The following is a 17,502-nucleotide window of genomic DNA, read 5'->3' as shown; positions in this document are numbered from 1 at the left end:
TGCTCCGCCTTTCCCGATTCGGCCATGCGACCAATTCGCGTATCCGGTATTAGCATTCGTTTCCGAATGTTATCCCAGTCTTATGGGCAGGTTACCCACGTGTTACTCACCCGTCCGCCGCTAACCTCATCCCGAAGGACAAGATCCGCTCGACTTGCATGTATTAGGCACGCCGCCAGCGTTCGTCCTGAGCCAGGATCAAACTCTCCATGAAATGGTGTTTTCCTTGATCGATGGATACCGATCCTCGAAAACTCCTTGGTTTTGTTTGACTTGCTCAAACTTTACTAGCTATTTAAAACTTGTTTGAATCGACGTGATTCATTTGTTCAGTTTTCAAGGAACTTGTTTGTCACAATTTGTCGTGGTGACAAGATGTTATGTTATCAGCTTCTCAACTCTTTGTCAACAGCTTGTTTCACATTATTTCAAAAGCCTCAATGTGTTTCGGTTGTTGATGCCGTGTCTTCCGAAGCGACAAGAGATAATATATCATGTCTAAATTTGAAATACAACTTGTAATAAATGACATTAATCTTCTCTGACATAAATAAAAAGCCGCAGGCCCTGTTTCACGACCTGCGGATCGGCAATAACCTATACTTCTCCTAACAAACGAAGCAACTCGTCTTCATCCTCAATGACGGTAATTCCGAGATCACGCGCTTTGGTCAGCTTGCTTCCCGCGCTCTCGCCAGCAATAACGAAGTCCGTTTTCTTCGAGACGCTGCCCGAAACTTTAGCTCCGAACGCTTCGAGCTTCTTGGCCGCTTCATCCCGCGACATTTTCGACAGTGTACCCGTTAATACAACCGTCTTGCCGCTGAAGATGCTGTCCTGCCGAACGACTGCCGGCTGCTCCGCCTCCGCTTTCACGCCAAGCTCGCGCATACGAGCAATACTTGCGGCAATGATCGGATCGGCAAAATAGTTTACGATGCTGTCCGCAACGATAGCACCTACATCTTGAAGTCCTACAAGCTCATCTGCAGTGGCAGACATAACGCCATCCAGGCTGCCGTAGTGATCGGCTAGCATTTTGGTCGTAGCTTTGCCCGTATTCGGGATGCCCAGAGCGAAGAGGAAGGCCGCCAAATCACGGTCTTTGGATTTCTCGATAGCATCAAGAAGCTTGCGGGCTTTTTTGTCGCCGAATCGATCAAGCTTAATCAAGTCATCATAGCCGAGTGCATAGAGATCGGCCGGATCATGGACATCGCAGTCCGCATACAGCTGCTCAGCCGTCATTATGCTGAAAGCTTCAATATCCATCGCATCGCGGGATGCGAAATGGGTGATCCGTCCTATAATTTGCGGACGGCACCCAAGCTTGTTATTACAGAATAGATGGGCGCCGCGCTGCTCGAGCTCCGTTCCGCATGCCGGACATACCGCTGGATAAACGATCTCCTGGCCCGGCTCCTCATCCACTTTCCCTAGTATTTCGGGAATAACATCATTCGAACGTCGGATCGAAACAAGCGTGCCCAGGGCAAACTTCAGGTTCTTCCGCTCAATATCACCGATATTGTTGAGCGTGCAGTTCTGAACCGTAACGCCAGCCAGCTCGACGGCTTCAACCCGCGCTACCGGCGTGATTTTGCCTGTACGGCCAACCTCCCAAGAAACAGACTCCAGCACGGTTGCCGCCTCTTCGGCTTCAAACTTGAAAGCTACCGCCCAGCGCGGGAATTTATCGGTATAGCCCAGAGCTTCCCGTGTGCGTATGTCCGTAAGCTTCACAACAGCGCCATCAATCAGGAAGTCAAGGTCCAGCCGCTTCTCAACTATCCGGAGCAATTCCTCCTGCACTTCTTCAATGGTTTCGAAGTAAGATGCGTAGGGGTTAACTTTAAACAAGTTATCCTTCAAGAATTGCTGCATTTCGGAATGGGTCGTAAATGAGATGCCTTCCGCAAATCCAACGTTGTAAAAGAAGGCATTCAGCTTTCTTTCCGCGGTTACTTTCGGATTAAGGTTACGGAGCGCCCCGGCAGCTGCATTACGCGCATTCTTGAGCGGCTCTGCCGCTGTCTGGTTATAACGCTCCAGAACGGACAGGTTCATGATCCCTTCGCCCTGTACTTCAATGATTCCGTCCTTGAACGGTATGGTAAGCGGTACGGAACGGATAGTGCGCACCTGCGCCAGAATGCCCTCGCCTACTGTACCGTTACCGCGTGTAGAAGCTTGAATAAGCTGACCGTTCTCATAAGTCAGATTGAGCGTCAAACCGTCAAACTTCAGCTCAATCACATAACTCGGCTGCGGAAGAGGCTCCTCTTCCGGATGCTTTGCATTATAGTCATTAATCCCTTTGAGGACGCGTTGATTCCATGCCAGCAGATCTTCGGTATCCTGCGCCTTGTCGAGACTCCATAAGCGAGCCCGATGGCGATGGGGCTCAAAGCCCTTAAGGAGCTCCCCGCCTACGCGCTGCGTAGGGGAATCCGGCAGCACAACGCCGGTGGCCGCCTCCAGCGCCACCAGTTCATCGTACAGCTTGTCGTAATCCGCGTCATTAATAGAAGGCTGGTCAAGCGTGTAATACGAATAATTATGGGCGGAAATTTCCGCCGCCAGCTCCTGCATGCGGGTCAATTGCTCAGGCGTAGCCGTCTGATTCTCCATGGGAGGGTCCCATCCTTCCATTCCATTTAGACTTTCGTAATTGGTGCAAATCCGGCCAGAAGCCGTTTGACGCCAACCGGCGCAGGGAAAGCAATTTGCAGTTCCATATCGTTTCCCGTCCCCTTAACGGAAACGATCACGCCTTCACCCCACTTGCCATGCGCGACTCTGTCGCCGGCAACGAAGTTCCGATCCGCGGCATTACCCGCTGCGGATCCGGCTTGCGTTGCCGCTTTCGCCGCTGCGTCAAGCGGCGTGCTCACCCGCACTCCCGCCCCCGAAGGGCCAGAGGTGCGCGCTCCAGCGCTTGGTGCGCCGAATGATGGCGCACGCCCTGCGCCAAAGCCAGCGTTGCCGCTGCTGCTGCCAAAGCTTGCGCGGCTTCCGCCGCCAAAGCTGCCGGAGCGGCCGATTGCTCCGCCCGGCGAAGCCAGTGCCTTCACGTTGTCCGGCACTTCCTGCAGGAAGCGAGAAGGCTGGTTGGCGCTGATGCGGCCGAAGAGAGTCCGGCTGCGCGCACAAGTCAGGTAGAGCTGCTTCTCAGCGCGGGTAATCCCTACGTAAGCAAGACGGCGTTCTTCTTCCAGCTCTTCATTGTCGTTAAGCGCACGGCTGTGCGGGAAGATGCTCTCCTCCATCCCGATAATAAAGACTACAGGGAACTCCAAACCTTTAGCACTATGCATGGTCATAAGAACAACCGCGTTATTGTCGGCCGGCTTGCCGTCATCGTCTTTGTCCATGGAATCAATATCCGCAATAAGCGCAAGATCCGTCAGGAAAGCGACCAGGGTCTTGTCTTCGTTACGCTTCTCGAAGTCCATCGTAACGGACAAGAACTCATCGATGTTCTCGAGGCGGGCCGTTGATTCAAGCGTCTTCTCGCGTTGCAATTCAATGCGATATTGCGACATTTCCAACACTTTCTCCGTCAGCTCGGTTACGGACAGATAATCGACCATCTGCGTCAAATTATCGATCATATCCCGGAATTCGTGCAGCAGACCTTGCGCGCGGGCGTTCAGATCAATGCCCTGTAAGTTACCAAGCACATTAAAGATGGATGTCCCCTGACGGACGGCTTCTTCCGCAAGCTTCGCTACCGTTGTATCGCCAATCCCCCGCTTCGGCACGTTGATGATCCGCTGCAAGCTGATATCATCGTCCGGGTTCGAAACGAGTCTCAAATAAGCGAGAAGATCCTTAATCTCTTTGCGGTCATAGAACTTGATGCCGCCGACGATCTGATAAGGAATATCCGACTTGATCAGAATTTCCTCGATTACCCGGGACTGGGCGTTGGTCCGGTACAGTATCGCATGGTCATCGTATCTGCTGCCGTTTTTCACATTTTTCCCGATCGTGCCGGTTACGAAATACCCTTCATCATGCTCGGAATCCGCCTGATACAGAGTGATCGGGTCGCCTTCTCCCTGGTCCGTCCACAGCTTCTTCGGCTTGCGGCCCGTGTTCAGCTTGATCACGGCATTCGCCGCTTCCAGAATGTTCGCGCTGGAACGGTAGTTCTGCTCGAGCATGATGGTCCGGGCTTCCGGATAGTCATCTTCAAAGTTCAGGATGTTCGTAATGTCCGCTCCACGCCAGCGGTAGATCGATTGGTCGCTGTCGCCCACTACGCAAATATTATGATGCTTATCGGCCAGCATGCGGCAAAGCATATATTGCGCGCGGTTCGTATCCTGATACTCATCTACATGGATAAAGCGGAACTTGTTCTGGTAGAACTCCAGCACTTCCGGCATTTCCTTAAACAGCTCGATCGTTGTCATGATCAGGTCGTCGAAGTCCAGCGAGTTATTGCTTTTCAACCGCTTCTGATACATCTTAAATACTTTCGCCACAATATCGGTAAAATAGTCGCCGGTCTTCTGTTCATAACGCTCGGGAGTAATCAGCTCATTTTTCGCTCCGCTGATTTCAGCCTGGACAGCCTTCGGCTCAAACTTTTTCACATCGATATTGAGTTCCTTCATGCAGTTACGGATAACCGACAGCTGGTCGGCGGAATCGAGGATCGAGAAATTGGACGTAAAGCCGATCCGGTCAATGTCTCTGCGGAGAATCCGCACGCACATGGAGTGGAAGGTAGAAACCCAAATGTCCTGTCCGGAAGGTCCAATCAGCGCCGCAACCCTCGCCTGCATCTCGCGGGCTGCTTTGTTGGTAAACGTAATGGCCAGAATGCTCCAGGGGGCAACCCGCTTCTTCTCGATTAAATAAGCAATACGATGGGTCAGTACCCGGGTCTTGCCGCTTCCCGCTCCCGCCATGATAAGCAAAGGTCCATCCGTTGCCTGAACGGCCTCCTGCTGCGGAGGATTCAGCTTCTGTACGGCTTGATCAATATTTATCGGATTAAACATACATGTACTCCTTAATTATAAGTTCTGTTCGCATTAGTGTTCGCTTCTTACTGATAGTGTAGACAACGGCCCGTATTGTGTCAATTTGCAAATAAAAAGCTATTCCTAAAGCTCGTTATTACGCTCTCGGAATAGCTCTCTCGCTGACTGACTTCTTAGTGAAAACCTTTGGCTTCGGCCTGCTCCCGCAAGCTTTGCCCATTCATCCCCGAACAGCGGCGCGGACCGCCTTAACCGTGGACAAAGCTGCTTCCAGGTCGTTGTAAATGACATTCCCCACCACAATGGTATCGGCATACTCGGCAGCCTGCGCCGCGGTATCCGCGTTATGAATGCCTCCGCCGTAAAAGAGCTGCGCTCCCTGAGCCGCTTCCTTCGCTGCCTTGACCAGCAGCATATCGCCAAATCGTCCGCTGTACTCGATATAAATAACCGGGAGATGCATCAGCCTCGCCCCCATTCGCACATGGGCCACCAAAGCCGTCTCGTCCAGCTCTGTATCGGCACCCGTGACTACGGCAGCAGTAGCTTCGCTGTTGAGAATAATGTAGCCCTGCGAAGCGGTCTCCTCCCATGGCACAAACGATCCGTATTCCTTCAGTCCTTCAATCTGACGGCCAATAATCCATTCGGCTTTGTCCGTGTTCAGGACAATCGGGACGAAATAGCCGTCAAATCCGGGTACCGCTCCGTCCAGGGTAGAAACCTCTAGGGCACAGTCAACCTCATAGCGGCGAATGCGCGCCATGAGATCAACCGTATTTTCAAACGTAACGCCGCTGGAGCCGCCAACAATGATCGCATCGGTTCCGGACATACAGATGGCATCTAACGCATCATCCGAGATTTCCTTCTCCGGATCTAATTTGAACACATGTCTCCAACCGCTGTACCATGCTCCACTCATGCGATGGCTCTCCTTATTTCACGAGCTGCCCGCGTGTTACGCCGAGCTGGTTCGTTGCTTTTAACGTTTTCCATACTTTCGTGCCTGTAATTCGGCCATCCAGCGCGTCCCGGTACAAACCAAGCACTTCACGTACTTTATCCGGTGTTTCTTCCAGAAACTCAACGCGGTAAGAAGGCACGCCCAGCTCCATGAAGTTGCGGATGTACTCGGCGCCCGACTGCTCGATCGCGTTATACACCGTATTGCGGCAGCCTTCGTCTACGCGAACCGGATGGGACATGCCGATACGGTCCTGCAGCGATGCGCGGTGATCCTCGCAAGGGCGTCCGCAGTTCGTAAAGTCCGTTCCTTCGCTCATGAAGGTACAGTACACGCAATGCTCCGTATGGAACATCGGCAGATGCTGCTGAATAACAACCTCCAGGCGGGAAGTGTCGGATTGCTCGAGCATATCCACCATTTGCTGAATGTTCAGGTCATAGGACGGGGTAATGAGATCAAGACCTGTATCCGCAAATACTTCAACGGCTTTATGATTAGCCACGTTAAGCGAGAAGTCCCCGATCAGTTTCGGGAACGGCTTGCCCGGATTCTCCGCGCGTGCACGCAGGTAATAGTACAAAGCACCGGTATTGCGGACAAGCACGGCATCCGGCTGAAGCTTCAATATATTCGCATGGTAGCCGTTCTCTCCCGGCATATGAATACGCGGCGTAGCCAGCGCAATCGGCTTGCCCGCGCGGCGCGCTACTTCAATAGCGGCAGGGAACTGCTTAATAAATTCAAAATCGGCATAGATCATCTCAACATCCATTTGAACAGCTGCTTCAACTTGCTCCAGGTTACGGCAAAGAGCCGTCAGCCTCGGATTAGATACCTGCTGCTTGGATGTTTTGGCTGCAGCAGCGTTTGGCGCATCAGCCAAAGGATCAATCATATGCTTCACATAAATAGGCGGTTTCGGACGCTCGCCGCTCAATTTCTCCACGGCTTCGCGGCGCATCCGGTTCAATTCGCGCACGGGCACAATAAGGTCGCCTTCAAGCGCAACCTCAAGGTGGTCAAGCTGGTATAGCGAGCCGCCAAGACGGCCAAGCTGGTCTTCAAGCAGCGCAGCGTCCATCGGACGTTTGTTAGCCTGCTCCAGCATAAGCTCGGATTCAACCGCAACGGTGACTCCTTTTTGGACATCGGTCCACCAGGTACGAAGCGGTTCGCCAACAACACCCGTTACTTTCAGATGCAGCGGGAATACGCGGTATGGCTTCTCGGTCTCGAACGTAGCGCGAAGACGCTTGTCGAGTGCAGGGTCATTGGTCTTCCAGATCTTATCTCCGACATGGACTTTGCGTAGGTCTACGTCATTGCGTCCGGCAACCAGCTCAAGAAGGGTACCCTCTTGCGCTTCGCCTTCGATCTTCTGGCCATGACGGCGCAGGTCGTAGACACGACCGCCTTCTTCCTTCTTCGTTGGATCCCCGGCATCAAACACGATACCGTCGCCGCGTTTCAGCGGAGCTTCCAGGCGGATCGTTACCGCATCGCGCAGAATACGTTCTACACGTCCAAGATAGACGCCGCGGCTTTTCGGAAACGTTCCGTCAACCAGCTGTTTGTTGTTCGTTCCTGTCAGGAAGCCATGCGTAAAGCCGCGGGAGAAGCTTTGCTGCAGCTCGCGGACTTCTTCCTTCGAAGGACCGGTCAAATCACCGGCAAAATAGCTGTCAATCGCGCGGCGGTATTTGCTAACAACGTTAGCGACATACTCAGGGCTTTTCAGGCGGCCTTCAATCTTGAAGGAAGTGACGCCAGCTTGAATTAATTCCGGAATCAGATCGATTGCTGCCAGATCTTTCGGAGATAATAAGTAAGTCACGTCGCCCATCGGCTGATGCTCGCCATCTACCATCAGATCATAAGGAAGACGGCATGCCTGCGCGCACTCGCCGCGATTCGCGGAGCGGCCTCCCCACATTTCCGAGGTCAAGCATTGGCCGGAATAAGAGACACAAAGCGCGCCATGAACGAATACTTCCATCGGAAGCTTCGCCTGCTCGCCAATCTTCTGAATTTGCTTCAGATTATTTTCACGGCCAAGCACGACGCGTTCCATGCCAAAAGGCTTCGTGAACTCTACCGCTTCCGGCGATGTAATCGTCATTTGAGTGGAGCCGTGAATCGGGAAGTCGGGGGATAGTTCGCGGATCATTTTCACAAGACCCAAGTCCTGCACGATTACCGCATCCACGCCTGCATTGATGCACATCTCTATTAATTGCTTCGCGTCGCGAAGCTCGTCTTCGAATACGAGAATGTTGAAGGTCAGAAAACCTTTCACTCCGTAAGTATGAAGAAACGCCATAATCTCCGGCAGCTCTTCGCTCCGGAAGTTGTTCGCGCGGGCACGGGCATTAAACTTCTCTACGCCAAAAAAAATGGCATCCGCGCCGTTGGCCACTGCTGCGCGCATGCAATCCCAGTCGCCGGCAGGAGCCAGCAGCTCGATATCCTCTCGCTTTATATTAATCGTCATTCGACATTCATTCCTCCATTTGTAAACCTGCTATTGCTAGTTTAACAAACCGCGGCATCAGATGCCACCACCCAATACTGGCAGGGAAGAGAAAAGAAGCCGATTCTCTTGGGCGAGAACCGGCTCTTGTATTAACTTTGCGTTGCTATTATTGGATCTTGATGGATTGAACGATCTTGTCAAAGCCGTTCAAAGCGCTGGTTGTTGCGTTGGAATCATTAATGGTGAAGACGAACAACAGCGTATTGCCTTTGCTTTGAACAAAATATAAAACTTGTGTAATCGGCACTCCGGAATCCGCTACATCATGAATGGTAATTTTGCCAACTGTCGAGTTGCCCACCGTGATGGAGGAAGTATCGGAGACCGTTATTCCTTCTTTTTGCAGTCCTTGCTGAACGGCTCTGTTTGCAGTAGCAGCATCAACATCTTCATAAGCTTGAATAATCAAGCTGCCATAGTCGCCAACATAGGTCACTTGCTCTTGGTTGAAGTCGGTGTCGACACCTAGCCAGTGAGACGGAAGATCGACGGAATAGCCATATTTGCTGCTGGTTTTCGTTTTAACTTGCGTACGGTCGATGTTATCGTACTGATCTTCGATTTGACCGTAATTTTTTTCAATATAAGCCGTGTCGATGTCTACCGTGCCCATCGTAGACTTAAACAACGCATCGCCTTTGGCGCCAAGGCTCGTATCATAAGTGAAGTGAATAGAATAACGGTAGTTGCCTACAACCAGGTAAACTTCATTAACGGTTACCCAATTTTTCATATCGTAGCTGTAATCATAGGTCAAAACTTGCGCATTGCCGTCTTTCAAAGCAATGGAAGAGACTTTTTCATTTTTAATATAATTAGGCAGGAAATCGTCGTGGAGCTGCTGTTGCATGCGAGTAAGCCATTGATCCACTGTATCTCCCGATTGCAGGGAAGAGATTGTAAAGGAGAAAATGCCGTCTTCGCTTACATACAGAGGGGTTGTGCTGTCTTTAACGCCATACCAGCCTGCAGGCAGCTTAAGGGAAAGGCCAAACTCTTTATTATTGATAGACATAAGGCCGTCTTTTACTTTTGTAATATCTTTAATCGTGTTATCCGCTTTATTGAAGGAAGTAACAAAACTGTCGAGCAAGGATTGGTACGGATCAAGAGCCGACTTCTCTGTTCCAACCACGCCAACCATAACCAAATAGAAGGTTTCACCTTGTTGTGTTGCGCGGTATTCGAACAGCAGTCCTTGTTTTGTGGATCTTGTCACCATTTTCTCAAAGCTCTGGCCGTTAACTGTAATTGCGCGTTTGTCGACAACTACTTCATCGCTGAGGATCCAATCCACGGAAATTTTATCGCGGATCTCATTGCTTGTCAGGACATCAGATACATGTTCAGTCGATACGATTACGCTTGATTTGCTAGTTGTGCTGCCCCACTCCGCATAGGTACCGTCATCGCTCTGAGCAACCAACGCAAGCCCTGGCGGATAGTTCATGGTCCAGCCCAGATAGCTGTCGCCAAACTTGGTTTTGCCATAGTCAGGATCCAGACCATTCGAACCACCGCCCGAATTACTGCTGCCCGATTGAGCAAGAGTACCGGTGATTACGATTTCGTTTGTCTTTTTATCTTTACCGATTTTTGCGCCAAAGGTCTCTACAATGACACGTACCGGAACCATCGTAGTGCCTTTAACAACAACCGGCGCAACAGCAACGGTTTGAGCTTTACCGTTTACTTTTACGGTTTTGCTGCCAATCGTTACGACTACGGTCTTATCGTTATAAGTAAGGGTAATAATTTTGTTGTCTTGCAGCTTCAGCTTTGCGCCAAAAGCTTTCGTAATTACGCTGAGCGGTACCATGGTTGTTCCGCTTTTTTCGAAAGGAGCCTGTACCGTCGATGGTTTGCCGTTAATCTTAACCGTCGAGCTGTTCGTCTTGAGTCGGATTTCTACTGCTCCACTCGTCGAATCTGCCGCAAAAGCCGCAGCCGGCACAATGGTTGCAACCAGCAGTACCGCTAACAGCATGAGCATAAATTGTTTCATCTTCATTCTCTCTACTCTCCCTATTATAAATGAATAATCTTATTAAGCCGTAGTCAGCGTTAGTTTACGGGTAACCAAATCGCCGTCAATCATCATCGTGATCTCAATCTGCTGGCCAGGTAAATACGATTTCAAAAGCTCGTTCAATTCAACAATAGAAGAAATCTGTTTTCCCGCAACGGAATACAGGACATCCCCTACCTGAATACCCAGCTTCTTGGCAGATTCCGATTTTACAGAGGTCACTGTTAAACCGTCGTCTGTCGGCAGACCAACAATCGCCGCGTAGCTCTCTTCCAGGCCAATGCCAAGGGAGGAACGCTTCACAGTACCGTATTTGAAGAAATGACCCGTCACGTAAGAAACGGTATCAATCGGAATGGAAAAGCCAATATTATCGATGCCTTCATCCACAAACTTCATGGAATTAATGCCGATAACTTCACCTTTCATATTCACAAGAGGGCCGCCGCTGTTTCCGGGGTTAATCGCTGCATCTGTCTGCAACAGTCGGTAGAAGGAGGATACCGAGCGGTTCATCCCGCTAAGCACGCCCGTTGTAGCTGTGTTACGAAGCGAGAAGGACACTGGCGTCCCGATTGCGATAACCGTCTCGCCAACTTTGGCTTGCAGCGGTGACGCGGCAAATTTGGCAACCGGCAGCTTGGTTGCGTTGATTTTCACAAGGGCAAGATCGCTTACTTCGTCGACGTTGCTTCTTTTCCCGCTGTACTGCTTACCGTCTGCCGTTACGACAGTAATGTTGGTCATGTCCTTCACGACATGGGCATTGGTTAAAATCCAACCATCGGCCTTCATAATAACGCCTGTCCCATGAGCTAAAACATAACGCTGGTCGCCCCCATCCGCTGGCTTGCCTATAATTCCTACAACGGAAGGCGATACTTTGCTAACAACGGATGGTACATCTGCTGGCGGAGTATAAGAGTAGGTCTTGGATGATGCGTCATACGTCCCCGTACCTCCCAAAGTACTGGTCAGCGATGATGCCTTTACATAAACTTCTCCGTTAATCTTGGTCGCGTTCATTTTCATTGTTCCGGGACTTGCTGCCGTTCCCGCCGCAAACGCTGAACCGGTTACCAACAGTCCTCCCGCCAGGACGATGGCTCCTGCGCGAAGCATATTACGTTTCACTCTATCACTCTCCCAGATCCAATCAAAAACGAGAATCCCATTTATAGGAAACACGTTCTAAATGTATCATGCCAAAGTACTATACAACAAGAAGAATCTACATAATTTAATCCTAAATATTAGGTAAAGGTTCAAGCGGAATTAACCTCTTTGTTTTTTATTAAGATGAATCCAATAAAACGACAATTAGAAAGACGGGCTGCAATTACAAATGACGTTATTATAGTTTGATAGATCTGTTTATAGTAGCGAATTTAGACGATTTTCAAGCTCTTTTGTCATTAAAATGTATAATCTTGTCGCATGAGTAGAGTGCTTTCATTTGAATTGTTTTGTTTATATGCGATTTTGGTTTTTCTTTCGTAATTATTAGATATCCGCTTAACTAGAATGCTATAATAGGGACAACCAAACCCTAGGAGGTCAAATTAATGAAATTAGGCGTATTTGCCGTACTTTTCTCGCAAAAACCTTTTGAAGAAGCACTCGACTATATCGCTGCCAAAGGTCTGGAAGCGGTAGAGCTTGGAACTGGCGGTTATCCGGGCAACGCACATTGCGACCCTGACACCTTGCTTGCTGACGCAGGCAAATTGAAAGCGTTTAAACATGCGGTAGAATCGCGCGGATTGATTATCAGCGCACTTAGCTGCCACGCCAATCCGCTTCACCCGCAAAAAGCAATCTCCAGCGCAGATGACGCTACAATCCGTAAAACAATCGAGCTGGCTAACCGCCTTGAGGTTCCAGTTGTAAATACATTCTCCGGCTGCCCTGGCGATCATGAGGATGCTAAATATCCGAACTGGCCGGTTGCTCCTTGGCCAAACGATTTCCAAGAAATCCTGGCATGGCAATGGGAGAAAAAAGTTATCCCATATTGGTCTGAGATCGGCGGTATCGCTGAACAAAGCGGCGTAAAAATCGGTCTTGAGCTGCATGGCGGCTTCTCCGTTCACACGCCTGCTACCCTGCTTCGCCTTCGTGAAGCTGCTGGTAATGCGATTGGCGCTAACCTTGATCCATCCCATATGTGGTGGCAAGGAATCGATCCTGTTGAAGCAATCAAAATCCTGGGCCGCGAAAATGCGATCCATCACTTCCATGCGAAAGATACATCCATTGACTTCAATAACGTGAATAAACACGGCGTGACTGACATGCAGTCCTACACTCTGATGCTGGACCGCGCTTGGCAGTTCCGTTCCGTTGGCTTTGGCCACGACCTGAAAACTTGGGCCGACATCATCAGCACGCTTCGTCTTGTTGGCTACGACTATGTTGTCAGCATCGAGCATGAAGACGGCCTGATGTCCGTTGAAGAAGGCTTCTCCAAAGCTGTTCAAAACCTCCAGCAAGTTCTGATTAAAGAGCCTGTTGGCGATATGTGGTGGGTATAATTCGATGGGTTGGTTGATGCGGTAAAAGCAATCGCTGCGCAAAAGTATGTTTCTTCCGATCGCTGTTGGCCGATGATTTCTTTGAATTAGCCGCTCAGCGGTTGAAATCTTCAGCCAAAGGCGAACACTCCGTTTCTCCAGAAACATACTTTCGCTCCGCTCATTTACCACAAAGACCAAACAAATGAATTAATGATAGAGGAATAAAAACAGCCTGCCCGGCTTATTCCGGGCAGGCTGTTTTTACATGCGATAAAGATAAAGGCAAAGATTAGGACAATGTCTCCCATTTCGCCCACATCTCCTGAGGGTTAAGCTCGTAGATTTCGTTTTCGCGGAACATAAATTGATGCATGATAAATTCACGCCGGATCGTCGCGAAATCCTGATGGAAGCCTTTAATGAACTCGTTTAGTTCCTTTTCCGTGTATTTACGGCCCTTCTCCAGCTTGGAGACCATATACTCAAGTACGATAAGCTTCTTCTTGAGTTGTGCCGGTATTGACTTCAGTTCACCTGACGCGGTAAAGAAATTCTTAATCACGGACTGCTTCATACGCTCTAATTCCTCGCTCACTTGCTCTTCCTCTCCTTTCTGGTTAGTTTGCCTGTAGATCAGGTTTGCGGCTGCATTAGCCCCGCCTTTGATGAAGTAATCATTCAGCGAGAAATAAATGGTGTTCTTCTCTCTCCGCTCATTAATCAAGCTCGCTTCACGAAGCTTTGCCGCATGATGAGTCACCGTGGCCGGAGTGACTCCAAGCTTCTCTGCCAATACCTGACCGTTCATCTCTCCGTCCGCCAGCAAGATAAGAAGCCGTATACGCGTCGGGTCAGCCAAAGCCTTATGGTAGTTTACAACCTTATCTAATTGCATAAAGCTTCTCTCTCCTTCGACAAACTAATTTAATGAATATCTAATTAGATGACTGTTAAATAAGACAATAAAGGAAGCATTATTGAATGTCAATCGGCAAACAAAAAACGCCTGCCCATTTCATCTTTTCAGACGAACAGACCGGCGTTTTGTCTATTAATAAAGCCTGCCGCAGAGCCGGCAGGCTTTTATGTATTTATGCCATCCAAACTTTAAAGATCATAATGAAATCAATGTAAAGAAACAAAAGCAACGATACGGCGGTGAATCCGATCGCAAACACGTTTTTCTTAGGACGAGCTTTTAATAAACGTACAAAGCCAATCAAGATCAAAATGGTAAATGCAAGCATAAACCAGTCAAAAGTATTGATGTTGCTGGTCGATTGTGCTGCTTCTTCTGCTGCCAAAAACATCGAGTGACCCCCTTTTATTCGCACGTAGCCTATATTACCTCTATGTTATCTTCAAGTGGCAAATGATGCAAGTCCGATTCAGATTTCGTAACAACTTTGTCACCTTTTCCCACATTTGCACTTAAAATCATTGTCATTTTATATACTCTGCAAGTTAATTTGTCCATCTCTTCCCACATTTATAACTAAACATGCAAAAAGAGACTCTCCTCATTAACGCTAAGGAGAGTCTCCGCCTTCTTATTTAATCCACAGCTCCCGCAGCGACACTTTCCTCTGCTGTACGTTGCTTAGCCACCGTGCGTTCACGGTCGCGCTCCATAATCGGCTTCAGATACTTGCCGGTATAAGAGCCAGAAACCTTCACGACATCTTCCGGTGCTCCTGATGCCACGATGGTACCCCCGCCATTGCCGCCTTCCGGCCCAAGATCGATCAAATAATCGGCAGTCTTGATCACATCCAGATTATGCTCGATAACAAGTACCGATTCTCCGGAATCAACTAAACGGTGCAGTACGGTAAGCAGACGGTCAATATCGTCAACATGAAGCCCCGTAGTCGGCTCATCGAGGATATACAGCGTCTTGCCCGTGCTTCGGCGATACAACTCGGAAGCCAGCTTCACCCGCTGTGCTTCACCGCCCGACAGGGTCGTAGCAGGCTGACCTAAAGTCATATAACCAAGACCTACATCGAGCAGCGTCTGCAGCTTCCTGTGAATACGCGGAATATTCTCGAAGAATTTGGTTCCATCCTCGATTGTCATTTCCAGTACTTCGGAAATGTTCTTGCCTTTATATTTCACTTCCAATGTCTCGCGGTTGTAACGCTTGCCTTTGCAAATCTCGCATGGCACATAAACATCCGGCAGGAAGTGCATCTCGATCTTAATAATTCCGTCGCCCCTGCATGCCTCGCAGCGGCCGCCCTTCACGTTAAAGCTGAAGCGGCCCTTCTTGTAGCCTCGAACCTTAGCTTCATTAGTCGTAGAGTATAGATCGCGTACATCGTCAAATACTCCCGTATAAGTAGCCGGGTTCGAACGAGGCGTACGGCCAATAGGAGACTGGTCAATATCAATAACCTTCTCCAGATGCTCCAGTCCGCGCAGTTCCTTGTATTCGCCTGGGCGTACCTTTGCCTTATTCAGATCGCGGGCAAGCGTCTTGTACAAGATCTCGTTGACCAGCGTAGATTTGCCGGAGCCGGAGACGCCGGTAACCGCAGTAAAGATGCCAAGCGGAATCTTCACGTTAACGCCGCGCAGGTTATTTTCCTTGGCGCCGCGGATTTCGAGCCACTTATCACCGGTTTTGCGGCGATCCAGCGGAACTTCAATAAACTTCTTCCCGCTCAGGTATTGGCCGGTGAGCGAGTTGTCGTCCTTCATAATTTCTTCCGGAGTTCCCTCGGCTGTTACATTCCCGCCATGGATACCTGCACCCGGACCAATATCAATAATATAGTCCGCGGCCAGCATCGTATCTTCATCATGCTCCACGACAATAAGCGTATTGCCGAGGTTGCGCATATGCTCCAGCGTTTGAATAAGACGGTCATTATCGCGCTGATGAAGTCCGATACTCGGCTCGTCCAATATATACAGGACGCCCATCAGGCTGGAGCCAATCTGCGTAGCCAGACGGATCCGCTGCGCTTCCCCGCCGGATAACGTGCCTGCGGCACGGCTCATCGACAAATATTCGAGGCCGACGTTAACCAGGAAGCCCAGGCGGCTGTTGATCTCTTTCAGGATCAGATGGCCAATCGTACGCTCCTTCTCGTTCAAATCAAGAGAGTCAAAGAAACGTTGAGCCTCGCCAATCGATAAAGATGTAACAAATGAGATATTCTTCGCATTAATCGTTACGGCCAGGCTTTCTTTCTTCAGACGGTGTCCTTTGCAGGTACCGCAAGGCTTTGCACTCATATAAGCTTCGATATATTCCCGAATGCCTTCCGAAGCGGTCTCCCGATAGCGGCGCTCCAGGTTATGCACAATACCCTCGAAGGGAACAAAAGCTTCCTTCCGGTGGCCAAAATCGTTCTCGTAGAGGAACCGTACCCGCTCCCCGCCTGTTCCGTACATTAGCTTCTTGATTTGATCCGCCGTCAGTTCCGAAACCGGTACATCCTGCGGAATATGATAGTGCTGACACACCGCGCTAAGGAATTGCGGATAATAGTTCGATGTGCTTCCCGCCCATGCTTCAAATGCCCCTTCGTTAATGGCTTTGCTTGCATCCGGGACAAGCAGATCCGGGTCCACAATCATCTTCACGCCAAGACCGTCGCATTCCGGACAAGCACCGTACGGGCTGTTGAAAGAAAACATGCGAGGAGCCAGCTCCTCAATGCTAAAGCCGCATTCCGGACAAGCCAGATTGGAGCTGAAGAGCAGCTCCTCCTGATCGATAATATCAACGAGAACACGGCCATCGGCCAGCTTCAGCGCGGTCTCGAGCGAATCTGCCAAACGGCCCTGAATATCCGCCTTAACGACAATCCGGTCGATCACAACCTCGATGTTATGCTTCTTGTTCTTCTCCAGCTCAATCTTCTCGCTCAGCTCGCGCAGCTCGCCGTTTACCCGAACCCGGACGTAGCCCTGCTTCTGGATATCCGCCAGCAGCTTTGTATGCTCGCCTTTGCGCCCGGAGACTAGAGGTGCCAAGATTTGCAGCTTGGTCCGCTCCGGGTATTCCATAATCCGGTCGACCATTTGTTCAACCGTCTGCGAAGTAATTTCGATGCCGTGATCGGGGCAGTGAGGTCTCCCGATCCGGGCATATAATAGACGCAAATAATCGTAAATCTCCGTTACCGTGCCAACCGTCGAACGCGGGTTGCGGCTTGTTGTCTTCTGGTCAATCGAGATAGCCGGAGACAAGCCGTCAATGGAATCAACATCCGGCTTCTCCATCTGCCCGAGAAACTGCCGGGCATAAGCGGATAACGACTCCACATATCTGCGCTGGCCTTCGGCATAAATCGTGTCGAAGGCAAGCGAAGATTTGCCGGAGCCGCTTAGCCCCGTCAGCACGACAAATTTGTCACGGGGTATGGTAACGTCGATATTTTTCAAATTGTGGGCTCTTGCCCCTTTGATTACAATCTTGTCACTAGCCACTTCTTACGTTCCTC

General features: G+C 50.0%; 10 protein-coding genes and 1 rRNA gene. 1 reads left to right on the top strand and 10 read right to left on the bottom strand.

The window, feature by feature from the left end; genetic code table 11:
- The 7 genes from M3194_RS12300 to M3194_RS12270 all read right to left on the bottom strand — a co-directional run.
- Positions 1-214, bottom strand: a 16S ribosomal RNA gene (locus tag M3194_RS12300); the annotation flags it as partial.
- 383 nt (positions 215-597) lie between these two features.
- Positions 598-2,631: an NAD-dependent DNA ligase LigA gene (gene ligA / locus M3194_RS12295; protein ID WP_251654184.1), complete on the bottom strand. Its 2,034-nt coding sequence runs from the start codon at positions 2,629-2,631 to the stop codon at positions 598-600.
- Between the two features lie 26 nt (positions 2,632-2,657).
- Entirely contained in the window at positions 2,658-5,015 is a 2,358-nt protein-coding gene (pcrA, locus tag M3194_RS12290; protein ID WP_251654182.1) for a DNA helicase PcrA, read from the bottom strand.
- A 202-nt stretch (positions 5,016-5,217) separates the two neighbouring features.
- On the bottom strand, positions 5,218-5,922 hold the full coding sequence (gene pcrB, locus M3194_RS12285) for a heptaprenylglyceryl phosphate synthase (protein WP_251654180.1): 705 nt from the start codon (positions 5,920-5,922) through the stop codon (positions 5,218-5,220).
- A gap of 13 nt (positions 5,923-5,935) precedes the next feature.
- On the bottom strand, positions 5,936-8,458 hold the full coding sequence (locus M3194_RS12280; protein ID WP_251654178.1) for a U32 family peptidase: 2,523 nt from the start codon (positions 8,456-8,458) through the stop codon (positions 5,936-5,938).
- Between the two features lie 148 nt (positions 8,459-8,606).
- A complete protein-coding gene (locus tag M3194_RS12275) occupies positions 8,607-10,511 on the bottom strand; it encodes a copper amine oxidase N-terminal domain-containing protein (protein WP_251654176.1) in 1,905 nt (634 codons plus the stop codon).
- Between the two features lie 36 nt (positions 10,512-10,547).
- Complete coding sequence (locus M3194_RS12270; protein ID WP_251654174.1) at positions 10,548-11,663, bottom strand: S1C family serine protease; 1,116 nt, start codon at positions 11,661-11,663, stop codon at positions 10,548-10,550.
- Positions 11,664-12,094: 431 nt separating this feature from the next.
- On the opposite strand from M3194_RS12270, the gene M3194_RS12265 reads away from it, so the two are divergent.
- Positions 12,095-13,063 carry a sugar phosphate isomerase/epimerase family protein gene (locus M3194_RS12265; RefSeq protein WP_251654173.1) on the top strand — a complete coding sequence of 323 codons (969 nt, stop codon included), beginning with the start codon at positions 12,095-12,097 and terminating at the stop codon, positions 13,061-13,063.
- Between the two features lie 271 nt (positions 13,064-13,334).
- On the opposite strand, the gene M3194_RS12260 is transcribed toward M3194_RS12265, so the two are convergent.
- The 3 genes from M3194_RS12260 to uvrA all read right to left on the bottom strand — a co-directional run bounded on the left by M3194_RS12260 (position 13,335) and on the right by uvrA (position 17,488).
- Positions 13,335-13,940 (bottom strand): DUF2087 domain-containing protein, encoded by a 606-nt coding sequence (locus M3194_RS12260; RefSeq protein ID WP_251654171.1) that lies wholly within the window; start codon positions 13,938-13,940, stop codon positions 13,335-13,337.
- Between the two features lie 196 nt (positions 13,941-14,136).
- Positions 14,137-14,355 (bottom strand): hypothetical protein, encoded by a 219-nt coding sequence (locus M3194_RS12255; RefSeq protein WP_251654170.1) that lies wholly within the window; start codon positions 14,353-14,355, stop codon positions 14,137-14,139.
- Between the two features lie 244 nt (positions 14,356-14,599).
- On the bottom strand, positions 14,600-17,488 hold the full coding sequence (gene uvrA, locus M3194_RS12250) for an excinuclease ABC subunit UvrA (RefSeq protein ID WP_251654169.1): 2,889 nt from the start codon (positions 17,486-17,488) through the stop codon (positions 14,600-14,602).
- Positions 17,489-17,502 lie beyond the last annotated feature (14 nt).

This window comes from Paenibacillus glycanilyticus (genome assembly GCF_023715145.1).
Lineage (GTDB): Bacteria > Bacillota > Bacilli > Paenibacillales > Paenibacillaceae > Pristimantibacillus > Pristimantibacillus glycanilyticus_A.
This window is presented reverse-complemented; position numbering and strand designations above follow the sequence as displayed.